This is a genomic window from Mycobacterium sp. 2-64, from assembly GCF_035918375.1.
Lineage (GTDB): Bacteria > Actinomycetota > Actinomycetes > Mycobacteriales > Mycobacteriaceae > Mycobacterium > Mycobacterium intracellulare.
The window spans coordinates 4,572,839-4,587,626 of record NZ_CP142361.1; the positions used below are offsets into that span (position 1 = coordinate 4,572,839).

The window sequence follows — 14,788 nt, forward strand, 5'->3', positions numbered from 1 at the left end:
GCGCGTGCCACGAAGGGAAGGCCTCAGATGGAACTGACCGGTGTTGGGATCTGGAGCAGTCAACTGCGCTACGGCAACCCGGCCGAATCCGCCGACGCCGCAGCCGAACTCGATGAACTCGGCTTCCCCGCGCTGTGGATTCCCGACGTCGGTGGGCCGGTGTTCGACTCGGTCGGTCATCTGCTCGCCGCGACCAAGCGGACCGTGATCGCCACCGGCATCCTGAATCTATGGATGCATGGGCCCGGCGACGTCGCCGAATCCTATGCGACGCTCACCGCTGAGCACGGCGACCGCTTCCTGCTCGGAATCGGCGTCAGCCACGCACCGCTGATCGACGCCGGCCAGCCCGGATGCTACCGCAAACCGCTCGCGGCCACGGCGTCGTTCCTGGACGGGTTGGACGCCGCGCCGCGGCCGGTTCCCACCGGGCGCCGGGTTCTTGCCGCGCTCGGACCGAAGATGCTGAAGCTGTCCGCGAGCCGCGCCGCGGGCGCCCACCCCTACCTGGTCACCCCCGACCACACCGCTTCTGCCCGTTCGACTTTGGGCCAGGGCCCCCTGCTCCTGCCGGAGCAGACGGTCATCCTGACCGACAGCGCCGACGAGGCGCGTCAGATCGGAACCGAGTGGCTGCGGTCCTATTTGGCGTTGCCCAACTACGCGAACAACCTGCTGCGCAGCGGCTTCTCCGAAGACGATGTGGCGCAGGTGAGCGATCGACTGTTCAACGCGATCATCGCCTGGGGTGACGAAGACGCCATCATGGGCAGGGTCGCCGAACATCGTTCCGCCGGCGCCGATCACGTCTGCGTCCAGGTGTTGCGGGCCGATCCGAGAGCCTTCCCGCGCGAGGAATGGCGCCGAATCGCCGCCGCCTGCCGATAGCAGGTGATCCGCCGCGCGGCATAGGGTGAGCTATGGCTTCCAAACAGATGCTGTTTCGGATCTTCTACCGCATCGGTTTCACCCCATGGGACGGTCACCCGCTGGCCCGCAGTGTGCGGGACCTGGTCGAGGGAACCGGCGACACGGCCCCGCTTGCCGCCGGGTCCGCCCTCGAACTCGGATGCGGTACCGGTGACTGCTCGATCTACCTCGCTCAGCACGGCTGGCGCGTCACCGCGGTGGATTTCGTGGCCAAACCCCTGGAGCGGGCGCGGGCCAAGGCCACCAAGGCCGGCGCGGCCGTCGACTTCGTCCAGGCCGACGTCACCCAGCTGAGCCGGGCCGGAATCGGCGCGAACTTCGAGCTGATCGTCGACAACGCCTGCCTGCACAACATGAGCGACGCGGATCGCGACGCCTACGTCCGCGAGGTCAGCGCCGTGGCGGCCCCGCATGCCCGGCTGCTCATCATCGCGTTCGTGCCCGGCGGCCGCGTCGGGGTGCGCGGCATCGACCACGCCGAGATGGAACGGCGCTTCACTCCCAACTGGACGTTGCTGTCCGCGGGCGCGGAACGCGAACTGGACCGCGCCGAGAAGACCCCGGCTCGGTACTACCTGTTCCAACGGCGCACCTGACCGGCGAGCAGACGTAAAAACCCCCGACACGCCGTGCGTGCGAGGGTTTTTACGTCCGCTCGTGGCAGGACTTAACTCAGTGACTTCGGCGGCAGGAACCGCTCGCCGTACTTGGCCGCCAGTTCCTTGGCGCGGGCCACGAACGCATCCTTGCCCGTGCCGCCGGCACCGGAGTAACCGACGATGAACTGTGCGCTACCACCGGTGTACGGCGGGAAGCCGATGCCCATGATCGAGCCGATGTTGGCGTCGGCGGTCGAGGTCAGCACGCCCTCGTCCAGACACTTCTGCGTCTCGAGCGCCTCGGCGAACAGCATGCGATCGATCATGTCCTGCAACGGAATCTCCGCGCTGCCCGACTTGAACGTCTCCTGCAGGCCGGGCCACAGGCGGGTCCGCTTGCCGTCCACGTACTCGTAGAAGCCGGCGCCCTTCAAGCGGCTGGGCCGTCCGATCTCGATCATCTTGTCGACGACGGCCTCGGCCGGGTGCGGCTCGTAGGTGCCGCCCGCGTCCTCGACGCCCTTGCGGGTGGCCGCGGCGATCTTGTGCATCAGCTCCAGGTTGAGCTCGTCGGACAGCTGCAGCGGCGGCGCCGGGTAGCCGGCCTGCGAACCGGCGTGCTCGATGCTGGCCGGGGCCACGCCCTCGCCGAGCATCGCCAGCGCCTCGTTCACGAACGTGCCGATCACGCGGCTGGTGAAAAACCCGCGGCTATCGTTGACCACGATCGGCGTCTTGCCGATCGCCAGCGTGTAGTCGAACACCCGGGCCAGGGCCTCGTCGGAAGTCTTCTCGCCCTTGATGATTTCCACCAGCGGCATCTTGTCGACCGGCGAGAAGAAGTGGATTCCGATGAAGTCCTCCTGCCGCTTGACGCCGGTCGCCAGACCGGTGATCGGCAGGGTTGAGGTGTTCGACCCGAGCAGCGCGTTGGGTTCGACGATGTCCTCGATCTCCTGGAACACCTTGTGCTTGAGCTCCTGGTTCTCGAACACCGCCTCGATCACGAAGTCGACGCCCGCCAGGTCGGCGGGGTCGGCAGTCGGCGTGATGCGGTCCAGCAGCGCCTTGCTCTTCTCCTCGGTGGTCTTGCCACGCTGAAGTGCCTTGGCCTCAAGCTTTTCCGAGTAACCCTTGCCCTTCTGGGCGGCCTCGATGTCGACGTCCTTGAGCACCACGTCGAAGCCGGCCTTGGCCGACACGTAGGCGATGCCGGCGCCCATCATGCCCGCGCCCAGCACACCGATCTTGTTGATCTTGACCGGCTCGATGCCGTCGGGGCGCGAACCGCCGCCGTTGATGTGCTGCAGGTCGAAAAAGAACGCCTGGATCATGTTCTTGGCGACCTGGCCGGTGACCAGCTGGGTGAAGTAACGGCTTTCGATGCGGCTGGCCGTGTCGAAGTCCACCTGCGCGCCCTCGACGGCCGCGTCCAGGATGGCCCGCGGCGCCGGCATCGGGGCGCCCTTGAGTTGCTTCTTGAGCAGCGCCGGGAACGACGGCAGGATGCCGGCCAGCGCGGGGCTGGACGGGGTGCCGCCGGGCATCTTGTAACCCTTTTTGTCCCAGGGCTGTTCGTGCGAATCGGGGTTGGCCTTGATCCACGCCTTGGCGGCGGGCACCAGTTCGTCGACCGAGCCGACGAGCTCGTCGACCAGGCCGATCTCCTTGGCCTTGGCCGGCTTGAAGCGGGTGCCCTGGCTCAACACCTCCATGAATGCCTTCTGGATGCCGAACATCCGCACGGTGCGGGTCACCCCGCCGCCGCCCGGCAGCAGGCCCAGCGTCACCTCGGGCAGACCGAGGACGCTGCCCTTGACGTCGGCGGCGATCCGGTGGTGGCAGGCCAGCGCGATCTCCAGGCCGCCGCCCAGCGCGGCGCCGTTGATGGCGGCCACCACCGGCTTGCCCAGGGTCTCCAGCGCACGCAGGTCGCGCTTGACCGACTCGACGGTGTCGAACGCCTCGCCGGCGTTCTCGGGGCCGAGGTTGATCATGCCCTTCAGGTCACCACCGGCGAAGAAGGTCTTCTTCGCGCTGGTGATCACCACGCCGGTGATCGAATCCTTCTCGGCGGCAAGGCGTTCCACAGCGTTGTGCATGGACTCGCTGTAGTGCTCGTTCATCACGTTGGCCGACCCGGTGGGGTCGTCAAGCGTCAGGGTGACGATGCCGTCGGCGTCCTCATCCCACGCAATGGTGTTCTCTGCCATGGTCTTAAACCCTCTCGATGATGGTGGCGACACCCATGCCGCCGCCGATGCACAGCGTGATCAGGGCGCGACGCGCGTTGCGGCGCTCGAGCTCGTCGACCATGGTGCCGGTGATCATGGCGCCGGTGGCGCCCAGCGGGTGGCCCATCGCGATGGCGCCGCCGTTGACGTTGAGCTTCTCGTCGGGAATGTTGAGGTCCTTCTGGAACTTCAGCACCACCGACGCGAACGCCTCGTTGAGCTCGAACAGGTCGATGTCGTCGATCGTCAGGCCCGCGCGGTCGAGCACCTTGCGCGTGGCCGGGGTCGGGCCGGTCAGCATGATGACCGGGTCCGAGCCGCTGGTCGCCGTGGCCACGATGCGGGCCCGCGGCGTCAGGCCCTGCGACTTGCCGGCGGCCTCCGAACCGACCAGCACCAGCGCGGCGCCGTCGACGATGCCCGAGCTGTTGCCACCGGTGTGGACGTGGTTGATCTTTTCGACCCAGTGGTACTTGGTGAGCGCGACGTCGTCGAAGCCGCCCATCTCGCCGATGCCGTCGAACGCGGTCTTGAGCTTGCCCAGGCCCTCGAGCGTGGTGTCGGGCCGCATGTGCTCGTCGTGGTCGAGGATGACCAGGCCGTTCTGGTCGCGCACCGGCACGACCGACTTGGCGAAGTAGCCGCCCGACCACGCCGCGGCGGCCTTCTGCTGGCTGCGCAGCGCGTAGGCGTCGACGTCCTCGCGGGAGAAGCCCTCGATGGTGGCGATCAGGTCGGCGCCGATGCCCTGCGGCACGAAGCCGATCTGGTAGTTGGTCTCGGGGTCGGTCGCCCAGGCGCCGCCGTCGGAGCCCATCGGGACGCGGCTCATCGACTCGACGCCGCCGGCCAGCACCAGGTCGTCCCAGCCGGAACGAACCTTCTGAGCGGCGGTGTTGACGGCCTCCAGACCGGAGGCGCAGAACCGGTTGAGCTGCACACCCCCGGTGGTCTCGGGCAGGCCCGCGGCCAGCACCGCGGTGCGGGCGATGTCGCCGCCCTGGTCGCCGACCGGGGACACGACGCCGAGGATCATGTCGCTGATCAGGTTCTCGTCCAGGTCGGGGAAACGCCGGCGCAGCTCGTCGACCAGGCCCACGACCAGGTTGAGCGGCTTCACCTCGTTGAGCGAGCCGTTACGCTGCTTGCCCCGCGGTGTGCGGATGGCCTCATAAATGAAAGCTTCTTCGGACATGACGACTTCCTTGTTCGCGAATAGGTTCGAATCCCGTCTTCAAGACTAGGTCCCGCACCACCCTAACAGCAGGCCCGGCCAACCTGTTGGTTGAGCAGGTTGGCGCTGGTCAGAGCCTCGAGCGTGACGCGACAGTCACGTTCGGCGCCGAACGTGACGGTGCAGTCACGCTGGGCGCAGGAAGTTAAGCTCGACGACCATGACGGTCTCGCGACTGCGCCCGTACGCGACCACGGTGTTCGCCGAGATGTCGGCGCTGGCCGCGCGGATCGGAGCGGTGAACCTCGGCCAGGGGTTTCCCGACGAGGACGGGCCGCCGGCCATGCTGAAAGCCGCCCAGGAGGCCATCGCCGACGGCGTCAACCAGTACCCGCCGGGGATCGGCATCGCGCCGCTGCGACACGCGATCGCCGCCCAGCGCCACCGCCAGTACGGCATCGAGTACGACCCCGACACCGAGGTGCTGGTGACGGTCGGGGCGACCGAGGCCATCGCCTCGGCGGTGATCGGCCTGATCGAACCCGGCTCGGAGGTCCTGCTCATCGAGCCGTTCTACGACTCCTATTCGCCCGTGGTGGCGATGGCCTCCGCGCGGCGGGTCGCCGTGCCGCTGGTCCCCCACGGTCGCGGCTTCGCCCTGGACGCCGACGCGCTGCGCCGGGCGGTGACGCCACGGACCCGCGCGCTGATCGTCAACTCGCCGCACAACCCGACCGGCACGGTGCTCAGCGCGGCCGAGCTGGCCACCATCGCCGAGATCGCCGTCGCGGCCGACCTGTTGGTGATCACCGATGAGGTGTACGAACACCTGGTGTTTGACGGGCGCCAACACGTGCCGCTGGCCGGCTTCGACGGCATGGCCGAGCGGACCATCACGATCTCCAGCGCGGCCAAGATGTTCAACTGCACCGGCTGGAAGATCGGATGGGCTTGCGGCCCAGCGCAACTCATCGCCGGGATGCGCGCGGCCAAACAGTATCTGAGCTATGTCGGCGGCGCGCCGTTCCAGCCGGCCGTGGCCTTGGCGCTCGAGCAGGAGGGCGCCTGGGTGGACGACCTGCGCGCCACGTTGCAGGCCAGGCGCAATCGGCTGGCCGCCGGGCTGATCGACGTCGGGTTCGAGGTGCACGACAGCGCCGGCACGTACTTCTTGTGCGCCGATCCCCGCCCGCTGGGCTACGACGACAGCGCCGCGTTCTGCGCGGCGCTACCCGAAAAGGTGGGGGTCGCCGCCATCCCGATGTCGGCCTTCTGCGACCCGGACACGGCACGCGGGCCGGCCGACGTGTGGAATCACTTGGTGCGCTTCACCTTCTGTAAACGCGACGACACCCTGGACGAGGCGATCAAGCGACTGGCCGCACTGCGCGACGCTACCTAGCCGGGCCGAAGCCCCGAGGCCCCATCACCCGCTTGCGCAGGCCCTCCAGCGCGGAGTGCAGGATCTTCTTGCGGGCCCGCGCGACCCAGAACTCCGGCAGCGGGGCCCACGGTTCGACGGTGATGGTGAACCGCACCCTGGTCCGGTCGTCGCCCAGCCGGCTCAGGTTGTACTCCCCGTGCTGGCCGTGTTGCTGGGCCGTCTTGTGGGCGTCCCACACCATCCAGTCGGGCCCCCAGTGGTATTCGAGCAGTTCGGTGTCGTGGATGCCGGTCACCGCGATCGTGACCTTCACGTGGTGCGGTCGCCCGTCGGGGTGCTTGTCGATGACCTCGACCCGCTTGTGCACCGACGACCATGACGGCACCGCGTCCATATCGGCGAGCGCCTCCATGATGACCTCCGGAGGCGCATCGATCACGATTTCCGACGATGCTTGTACAGCCACTGCTAACAAGTTAACTACAGCGCCGCGGCCGGCGAGGGCCGAAAACCACAGACGCCGGCTATTCGGGCTCGGCGGGACGGGTGCCGCGCATCACCATTTCGCGCAATCCCTTTTCCGCCCCGTCGAGGGCGCTTTCGCTGGCCCGCCGGACGATGAACGCGGGCATGGGCCGGCCCGGTTCGACGGTGATGTCGAAACGCACTCGGGTCTGGCCGACGCCTTCGGGTTTGAGGTTGTATTCGACGTGCTGACCGTGCTGCTGGGAGGTTCCTTTGGCGTCGTAGCAGACCCAGTCCGGGCCCCAGTGATATTCCAGGATCTCCTTGTCGACGAGCCCCAGGATCTTGATGGTGGTCTTGACGTGGTGGGGCCGGCCGTCGGGATACCGGTCGATCACTTCGATGTTCTTGTGCAGCGGTGACCAGGACGAGAGGACGCCGACATCTGTCAGCGCCTCCATGACCACTTCTGGCGGCGCGTTGACGACAAATTCGCGTGATGCTTTTACGGCCACTGGGATCAAATTTAGCAACGCCGGCCCGGGCATGGATCGGTTCGTCGTAATCGATGGCCTACCAGTTGATTTCGTCAAGCGGTGTCGTCGCCGCCGGGGGTGGCTCGACCGGCCCGGTCGGTGTTCGCGAAAAGCGCGGGGCGGGTGCGGCCTGGTCGACGCCGTGGGCGGTGATGACGGTGGACCGCGTCCGCAGGTGGTCGTCGGTCGCGGCTTCGGTCCATGTCAGTACCGGGGTGACGCACGCATCGGTGCCGGCGAACGTGCGCGCCCATTGGTCGCGGGTTCGGCTCGCGAACCGTTTCGTGAAGATCTCGCGCATCCGTGGGTAGGAATCCTTGTCGAGCTGGCGGGGCACGTCCTCGGGTGACAGGCCGAGCCCGTCGAGCAACGCCGCGAAGAATTGCGGCTCGATGGCGCCGACGGCCACGTATCCGCCGTCGGCGGTCTCGTAGCAGCCGTAGAACGGGGCGCCGCCGTCGAGCAGGAAGGATTGGCGTCGGTCGCGCAGTGCGCCAGTGGACTTCATCGTCCACATCATCTGGGCCAACAGACTCACCCCGTCGACCATCGCCGCGTCGATGACCTGACCCTTGCCCGACCGTTCCCGTTCGTAGAGGGCGACGGCGATGCCGAACACCACCAGCATCGAGCCGCCACCGAAGTCGGCGACCAGGTTCAGCGGCGGAATCGGCGGACGGTCGGCGTAGCCGAGCGCCGAGAGCGCGCCGGTCTGCGACAGGTAGTTGATGTCGTGACCCGCCGTGCGCGCCAGCGGCCCGTCCTGCCCCCAGCCGGTGATCCGCGCGAAGATCAGGCGCGGATTGGCCGCCGCGCAGTCGTCGGGACCGATTCCGAGCCGCTCGCACGTGCCGGGGCGAAAGCAGTCCAGCAACACGTCGGCCTTGGCGGTCAGCTCGAGCAGGGCCTGCGGTTGCGTCTTGACGTCGAGGTCGACGATCCGCTTGCCGCGATGCAACAAGTCCCGGCCCTCGGCCGGCATTTCGAGGCCGCCCGACGGCCGCCGCACCCGCACCACGTCGGCGCCCAGGTCCGCCAGCAGCATTCCCGCGTGCGGCCCCGGTCCGATGCCGCCGAGTTCGATGACCCGCACCCCGGCCAGCGGGCCGCCGCCCACCGTGACTACTTGCCCTTCTTGACCGTGAGCACCCGCTCGCGCAGGGCCTTGGTGGCGGAGTCGATCGTCCCCTTCACGGCACGCTTCAGAACGAAGCCGGGCAGCGGCACGTTCGGGTCCGCCAGCAGCTCGAACTTCACCAGGGTCTTGTCGCCCTGCGGTATCAGGGTGTACTTCCCGTCCTGCGCCTTCTGCTGCGAGGAACTCACCAGCGTCCAACTCACGGCGTTGTCCGCCCAGGTGTAGGCGACCACCTGTTCGTCGGTGATCCCGGCGACCTTGACCCTCATCCTGACTTGGCGGGGCCGCCCGTCGTCGCCGGTCTCGAGGACCTCCGCGCTCTGGTGCGGTTCCGACCATTCGGGCATCGATTCGAAATCGGCGATGACGTCCAGAATCTCCTCGGGACTGGCTTCGATCACGATGTCGCGGGATTCTTTGAGTGCCATGGCCCGCACGATACTGGCCCGGCGTCCCGCCCGGAATGGATTCGGCCGAGCGTACCGTCGTGCCTGTGACTGATGCCGCGACCGATCCCGCTTACACCGTCGGTGACTACCTGTTGGACCGTCTCGCCGAACTCGGCGTGTCCGAGATCTTCGGCGTTCCCGGTGATTACAACCTGGAGTTCCTCGACCACATCATCGCCCACCCCAGCCTGCGCTGGGTCGGCAACGCCAACGAGCTGAACGCCGGCTACGCCGCCGACGGGTATGGACGGCTGCGCGGAATGTCGGCGTTGGTAACGACATTCGGCGTCGGTGAGCTGTCCGCGGCCAACGCGATCGCGGGCAGTTACGCCGAGCAGGTGCCCGTCGTGCACATCGTCGGCGGCCCGTCCAAGGACGCGCAGGGCACCCGCCGGGCGCTGCACCACTCCCTCGGCGACGGGGACTTCGAACACTTCTTCCGGGTCAGCCGCGAAATCACCTGCGCCCAAACCAATCTCATGCCCGCAACGGCCCGCCGGGAGATCGACCGGGTGCTGTGCGAGGTGCGCGAGCAGAAGCGACCCGGATACATCCTGCTGTCCACCGACGTGGCCCGCTTCCCCACCGAGCCGCCCGAAGCTCCGCTGCCCCGCTACAGCGGCGGCACCAGCCCGCGCGCGCTGGCGATGTTCGTCGAGGCCGCGACCGAGCTCATCGGCGGCCACCGGTTGACCGTCCTCGCCGACCTGCTGGTCCACCGCCTGCAGGCGATCAAAGAACTCGAGGCGTTGTTGGCCGCGGACGTCGTGCCGCACGCCACGCTGATGTGGGGGAAGAGCCTGCTCGACGAGAGCTCACCGAATTTCCTGGGGATCTACGCGGGATCGGCCAGCGCGCCGGCGGTGCGCACCGCGATCGAAGAGGCACCCGTGCTGGTCACCGCCGGGGTGGTGTTCACCGACATGGTGAGCGGCTTCTTCAGCCAGCGGATAGACCCGGCCCGGACCATCGACGTCGGGCAATACCAAAGCAGCGTCGCCGGAGAAGTCTTCGCGCCGTTGGAGATGGGCGCCGCGCTCGAGGCGCTGGCCACCATCCTGGCCCGTCGCGGGACCGCGTCGCCACCGGTGGCGTCGCCGCCGGCCGCACCGCTCCCGCCGCCCCCGCCCCGCGATCAACCCCTGACCCAAAAAATGCTGTGGGATCGGCTTTGCCGGGCCCTCACACCGGGCAACGTGGTGCTGGCCGACCAGGGGACCTCCTTCTACGGCATGGCCGATCACCGGCTGCCGCACGGTGTCACCTTCATCGGCCAACCTCTTTGGGGCTCAATCGGTTACACGTTGCCCGCCGCGCTGGGGGCCGCCGTCGCGCATCCCGATCGCCGCACGGTGTTGCTGATCGGGGACGGCGCCGCGCAACTGACCGTCCAGGAGCTCGGCACCTTCTCACGCGAGGGGCTCTCCCCCGTCATCGTGGTGGTCAACAACGACGGCTACACCGTCGAGCGCGCCATCCACGGCGAGACAGCGCCGTACAACGACATCGTCAGTTGGAAGTGGACGGACGTCCCGCACGCGCTGGGCGTCACCGACCACCTGGCGTTCCGGGTCCAGACCTACGGGGAGCTCGACGACGCGCTGACCGCCGCCGCCGAACACAAAGACCGCATGGTTTTCGTCGAGGTGGTGCTGCCGCGGCTCGAGATTCCCCACCTGCTGGTCGAACTCGTGCAACCGACGTCACCGGACGGCAGTCCGCGCCGCTGAAGTTCTAGCGCGGATTCGGCGTCCGCTCCGGGGACGATGATCGCAGGATGGCTTGCACCGTCCGCCGGCAGCGACCGCAGTCGGTGCCCGCTCCGCACGCCTGGGCGACTTCGTTGGTGGTCGACGCCCCGCACTCGACGGCCTCGGTCACGGTCTGGCTGGTGACCCCGTTACACAGGCACACGAACACCGGCGAACCTCAGTCCGCCTCGATGCGCATCATGTCGGAGAACCGGCCGACGAACAGCGGGGGGTAGGCGCCGATGCCCGCTCCCGACATCCACTGCGCCGCGGCGTCCGGGTGGTCGATCCACTCCCGCGCGCGTTCTTCGTCGGGGAACTCCTGCAGGATCAGCACCTCGTGGTCGTCGTCGAAAGCCTGGAACACCCAGGTCTTTCGGATGCCGGCCGTGGTGAACCTGTCGATCGCCGTGCTGACTTCGGAGGTCAGCAGGGTCACGTCGTTGACGGACGCGATGGCGGCCACCACGACGCCCGGCGCTGCCGGGGTTTGCGGCGACTGGGCGATGAACCGGTCGATGATCTCGCCGGCGAACACCGCGGGGATGTCGTCGACACCGGCTTCGTCGAACCAATCGAAGAAGACCCGCGAGCGCAGCAGCTCGACGATCGGCTCACGGCTGTGGACCCCGATCATCACCAGGACCCGGCCGTAGTCGTGGGTCGAGGTGTAGACGAGCACGTGGTGCGCGCCGATGTCGGCCAGGGCCGCCTTGTTGCGTTCCAGCAGCGGCCATACTCGCGACGGATCGGGGACGCGGTAGTCCGACGCGATCACCATCGAATGAATATCGCCGTTATTCATCGAAGTTGGTCCTTCATCACTTTCCCCGTCGCGTTGAGTGGGAGTGAATCAAGGAACTGTACCGCGCGCGGCACCTTGAACCCGGCCATGCGGTCGCGGCACCAGCCGATCAATTCGTCGGCGCTGACCTCGCCCTTACGGACCACGAACGCCTTTCCCACCTGGCCCATCCGTTCGTCGGGGATACCGATGACGGCGGCCTGCGCGACGGCGGGGTGGTTGAGCAGGAAACCTTCGATCTCGGCGGGATAGGCGTTGAAGCCGCCGACGATGAACATGTCCTTCTTGCGGCCGACGATGCGCAGCCGCCCGGCGTCGTCGAAACTTCCCAGGTCCCCGGTGTGCAGCCACCCCTCGGCGTCGATCGCCTGGGCCGTGGCGGCCGGGTCGTCGAGGTAGCCCTGCATGACGCCGTAGCCGCGGACCACCACTTCGCCGTCGTCGGCGATGCGCACCTCGACTCCGTCGCAGGGCAGGCCGGCGGTGGTGGCGACATCCTCGAAGGAATCCCCGGGCCGCGACAGCGTCACGTTGCCGGCCTCGGTGAGTCCGTAGCCGGTCATCAACGTCTCGAACGGCAGTTCGCCGTGGATGCGACGGACGAGTTCGACCGGGATGTCGGCGGCGCCGGTCACCGCCGCCCGCAGCGTCGACAGCTTGGACTTGTCGCCGACGCTCAGCAATGAGTGGTACAGCGTCGGCGGCCCCGGAAGCATCGTGATGCGTTCGCGTTCAATGAGTTCCACCACGGTGTCGATGTCGAAGACCGCGACCGGCAGCATCGTCGCGCCGCGCAGGAAGGACGTCACCAGCCCCGCCTTCAGGCCGAACGTGTGGAAGTACGGGTTGATCTGCAGGTAGCGATCGCCCTCGCGCAGATCCGCAAGCGTCGCCCACTCCTCGTACATCCGCAGCGTTTGGCCGTGGTTCAGCATCGCCCCCTTGGGGCGGCCCGTCGTGCCCGAGGTGAAGATGATGTCGGAGATGTCGGTGCCGCTGACCGGCCGCTCGAAGGGCGAACCGCTGGACAAGAAGTCGGACTTCAGATCGATGACCGGTGTCCCGGCCGGCGCGGTGTAATCCTGGTCCAGAAAGCCCTTTTGGACCAGGACGGCCTTCACCTTGCTGCGGACGATGATGTCGCCGGCTTCCTCGGTCTTGAACCGGGTGTTGACCGGGACAAGCACGCCGCCGGCCGTGAGCAACCCGAACGCCGCGATGATCCACTCGGCCGAGTTGGGCGCCCAGATCGCGACCCGGTCGCCCTTGTCGATGCCAAGTTTTGCGAAAGCGCCTGCGGCACAGCGTATCCGCTCGACGACTTCGGTGAAGGTGAGGCGCAGCGGACCGTCGACGACTGCTTCCGCGTCGCCGAAGCGGTCCGCCGCGCTCAAGACCATCTCGGGGATGGTCCGCCACTCAGGCTCGATTGGTCAGCTCCTCCTCATCGCGCTGCGCGCTCTGCATCGTCGCCGACCGGGGCTCGATTGGCCGGCTCCTCCTCATCGCGCTGCGCGCTCTGCATCGTCGCCGACCGGGGCTCACACCGTGACGAGTCGACCGAGGTTGCCGCCCATGATCTTTGCCTGGTCTTCAGTGGACAGGTGCGACAGCGCCTCGATGTAATAGGTCGGCTCCGCCAGCCCCTCCGGGTGCGGCCAGTCCGACCCGTAGAGCACCTGGTCCACACCGACCAGGTTGACCAGATCGTCGATGCCGTCCTCGAAGAACGGGCTGACGTGAATCCGGCTCTTGACCATCTCGACCGGGTCGCTCGGGAACGCCTCCGGGGCCTTGCGGAAGACCTCCGCCAGGCCGTCCAGCAGCGGGGTCATCCACTTCGAGCCGGCCTCGACGATCGCGACCTTCAGCTTGGGATGCCGGTAGAGCGCGCCGTGAATCACCCACGACCCCACCGAGTCCTGGATCGGCCGCCACTCGTTGAGGATGCCCATCGCGTTGGTCTGGAACGGCAGCATCTCCTGGTCGGCGCCGTCCCACTCGGAGGTGTACCGGGAGTAGCCGCTGTCGGACGAGTGCATGCCGACCAGCACGTCGTGCTCGACGACCCGCTCCCAGAACGGGTCGAACTCGGGCACCGCGAACGACCGCGGACCACGGAAGCCGGGGACCGGAGCCGGGCGGATGAGGATGGCGCGAGCGCCACGCTTGACCGCCCACTCCAGCTCCTCGATCGCCTTCTCGACGATCGGCAACGTGATGACGGGTGTGGTGAAGATTCGGTTCTGGTAGTTGAAGCCCCAGACCTCGTCCAGCCACTGGTTCAGCGCGTGCACCAGGACGTGGATGGCGACCGGGTCGTCACGCAGACGCTCCTCCAGGAGGCTGGCCAACGTCGGGAACATCAGCGTCTTGTCCAGGCCCAGCTCGTTCATCGTCTCCAGGCGCGGGCCGGGCTCGAAGAACGCCGGGATGGCGCGCATCGGCTCGCCGAACAGCTCACGCTTGCTCTTGCCGTCCGGGTTGCCGTACTTGAAGTACTCCTCCCAGGCGCCCGGCCGGGCGACGACCTCGAAGGTCGGGTTGGGAATGTAGTTGCTGATCTGGCCGCGGATGGCGATCTTGGTGCGACCGTTGACCTGCACGTACTGGACGTAGTCCTTGTACTCCTTAGGCAGGAACTTGGTCAGCGCCTCCGGCGGCTCGTAGAGGTGGTTATCCGCGTCGAAGATCGGGAACGGAACGTCCACCTTGTGGGACAACTGGCCCATGGAATCCTCCTTCTTGATTTGTGAGAATACTATTCTCTACAGGTGCCCAACCGCAACGTGTGGGCCCCGCCGAGCCCGGTTCGGCGCGATGTCAGCACGTCACGACGATTTTGAACGTGGCGGCGGCGGGTTCACTGGGTTTGTCGGTCTGGTAGCCGTTGGCGGTGCCGCTGACGGTGAATTTGTCGCCGGTCATGCTCATGTCGGCGTTGCCGTCGCCGCCCTGCGAGTACATCCCGCTGAACCCACCCACGTTCCGGATGCGCACGGACTGGGTCGTCGCCGGCTGCGCGTTCTCGTCGACGACGACCTTGGCGCCGGAGAATTCGCTGCCGATGTCGATCATCCGAGTCCACTGCACCTGACCACACTTGACGATGTGGAAGGTTCGATCGTGACCGTTCACGGTCACTGATGCCGTGCTGGAGATGTGGGTCGGTGGATGCGAAGTGCATGCCCCGAGCAAGGCAGCGGTGAGGACCGCGCCGGCGGCCACTGTTCGGTTCCGCACCGAGTCACCTCCATCCTCCCAGCGAAAATTCTTTTGCCTGCAGCGATGATGTTATTCTCGCGAAAAGAGAATGCCAATAT

General features: G+C 67.3%; 15 protein-coding genes. 4 read left to right on the forward strand and 11 right to left on the reverse strand.

What is annotated here, in order from left to right; all coding sequences use genetic code 11:
- Positions 1-27: 27 nt before the first annotated feature.
- Positions 28-888: an LLM class F420-dependent oxidoreductase gene (locus QGN31_RS21180; protein WP_014941321.1), complete on the forward strand. Its 861-nt coding sequence runs from the start codon at positions 28-30 to the stop codon at positions 886-888.
- A gap of 32 nt (positions 889-920) precedes the next feature.
- Positions 921-1,526, forward strand: a complete 606-nt coding sequence (locus QGN31_RS21185) for a class I SAM-dependent methyltransferase (protein ID WP_014383878.1) — start codon at positions 921-923, stop codon at positions 1,524-1,526.
- A gap of 71 nt (positions 1,527-1,597) precedes the next feature.
- On the opposite strand, the gene QGN31_RS21190 is transcribed toward QGN31_RS21185, so the two are convergent.
- Positions 1,598-3,742 carry a 3-hydroxyacyl-CoA dehydrogenase NAD-binding domain-containing protein gene (locus QGN31_RS21190; RefSeq protein WP_014941320.1) on the reverse strand — a complete coding sequence of 715 codons (2,145 nt, stop codon included), beginning with the start codon at positions 3,740-3,742 and terminating at the stop codon, positions 1,598-1,600.
- A 4-nt stretch (positions 3,743-3,746) separates the two neighbouring features.
- On the reverse strand, positions 3,747-4,958 hold the full coding sequence (locus QGN31_RS21195) for an acetyl-CoA C-acetyltransferase (protein ID WP_014941319.1): 1,212 nt from the start codon (positions 4,956-4,958) through the stop codon (positions 3,747-3,749).
- Between the two features lie 199 nt (positions 4,959-5,157).
- Here QGN31_RS21195 and QGN31_RS21200 point away from each other — a divergent pair, with 199 nt between their 5' ends.
- Complete coding sequence (locus tag QGN31_RS21200) at positions 5,158-6,339, forward strand: pyridoxal phosphate-dependent aminotransferase (protein WP_014941318.1); 1,182 nt, start codon at positions 5,158-5,160, stop codon at positions 6,337-6,339.
- On the opposite strand, the gene QGN31_RS21205 is transcribed toward QGN31_RS21200, so the two are convergent.
- From QGN31_RS21205 to QGN31_RS21220, 4 genes are read right to left on the reverse strand one after another with little or no spacing between them, the layout of a single operon-like run.
- A complete protein-coding gene (locus QGN31_RS21205) occupies positions 6,332-6,787 on the reverse strand; it encodes an SRPBCC family protein (RefSeq protein WP_026071396.1) in 456 nt (151 codons plus the stop codon). The two genes, QGN31_RS21200 and QGN31_RS21205, sit on opposite strands and share 8 nt — an antisense overlap.
- A 58-nt stretch (positions 6,788-6,845) precedes the next feature.
- Complete coding sequence (locus QGN31_RS21210; RefSeq protein WP_014379218.1) at positions 6,846-7,301, reverse strand: SRPBCC family protein; 456 nt, start codon at positions 7,299-7,301, stop codon at positions 6,846-6,848.
- Positions 7,302-7,359: 58 nt separating this feature from the next.
- Positions 7,360-8,439 carry a CaiB/BaiF CoA transferase family protein gene (locus QGN31_RS21215; RefSeq protein ID WP_014941317.1) on the reverse strand — a complete coding sequence of 360 codons (1,080 nt, stop codon included), beginning with the start codon at positions 8,437-8,439 and terminating at the stop codon, positions 7,360-7,362.
- A 5-nt stretch (positions 8,440-8,444) separates the two neighbouring features.
- Positions 8,445-8,888, reverse strand: coding sequence for an SRPBCC family protein (locus tag QGN31_RS21220; protein WP_009951796.1), 444 nt, complete (start codon positions 8,886-8,888; stop codon positions 8,445-8,447).
- 35 nt (positions 8,889-8,923) lie between these two features.
- On the opposite strand from QGN31_RS21220, the gene QGN31_RS21225 reads away from it, so the two are divergent.
- The gene (locus QGN31_RS21225) at positions 8,924-10,639 is read left to right on the forward strand and encodes an alpha-keto acid decarboxylase family protein (protein ID WP_014941316.1); all 1,716 of its coding nucleotides are present in this window, start codon (positions 8,924-8,926) and stop codon (positions 10,637-10,639) included.
- A gap of 4 nt (positions 10,640-10,643) precedes the next feature.
- Here QGN31_RS21225 and QGN31_RS21230 read toward each other — a convergent pair whose 3' ends face one another.
- The 5 genes from QGN31_RS21230 to QGN31_RS21250 form a co-directional block, all read right to left on the reverse strand.
- Positions 10,644-10,829 carry a (2Fe-2S)-binding protein gene (locus QGN31_RS21230; RefSeq protein ID WP_008253794.1) on the reverse strand — a complete coding sequence of 62 codons (186 nt, stop codon included), beginning with the start codon at positions 10,827-10,829 and terminating at the stop codon, positions 10,644-10,646.
- A 9-nt stretch (positions 10,830-10,838) separates the two neighbouring features.
- Positions 10,839-11,465 carry a hypothetical protein gene (locus QGN31_RS21235; protein ID WP_014941315.1) on the reverse strand — a complete coding sequence of 209 codons (627 nt, stop codon included), beginning with the start codon at positions 11,463-11,465 and terminating at the stop codon, positions 10,839-10,841.
- A complete protein-coding gene (locus tag QGN31_RS21240; protein WP_014941314.1) occupies positions 11,462-12,865 on the reverse strand; it encodes a FadD3 family acyl-CoA ligase in 1,404 nt (467 codons plus the stop codon). Before QGN31_RS21240 ends, QGN31_RS21235 begins: the two co-directional genes overlap by 4 nt.
- Before the next feature lie 141 nt (positions 12,866-13,006).
- The gene (locus QGN31_RS21245) at positions 13,007-14,197 is read right to left on the reverse strand and encodes an amidohydrolase family protein (RefSeq protein ID WP_009951843.1); all 1,191 of its coding nucleotides are present in this window, start codon (positions 14,195-14,197) and stop codon (positions 13,007-13,009) included.
- Between the two features lie 91 nt (positions 14,198-14,288).
- Positions 14,289-14,708 carry a lipoprotein LpqH gene (locus tag QGN31_RS21250; protein WP_026071394.1) on the reverse strand — a complete coding sequence of 140 codons (420 nt, stop codon included), beginning with the start codon at positions 14,706-14,708 and terminating at the stop codon, positions 14,289-14,291.
- Positions 14,709-14,788 lie beyond the last annotated feature (80 nt).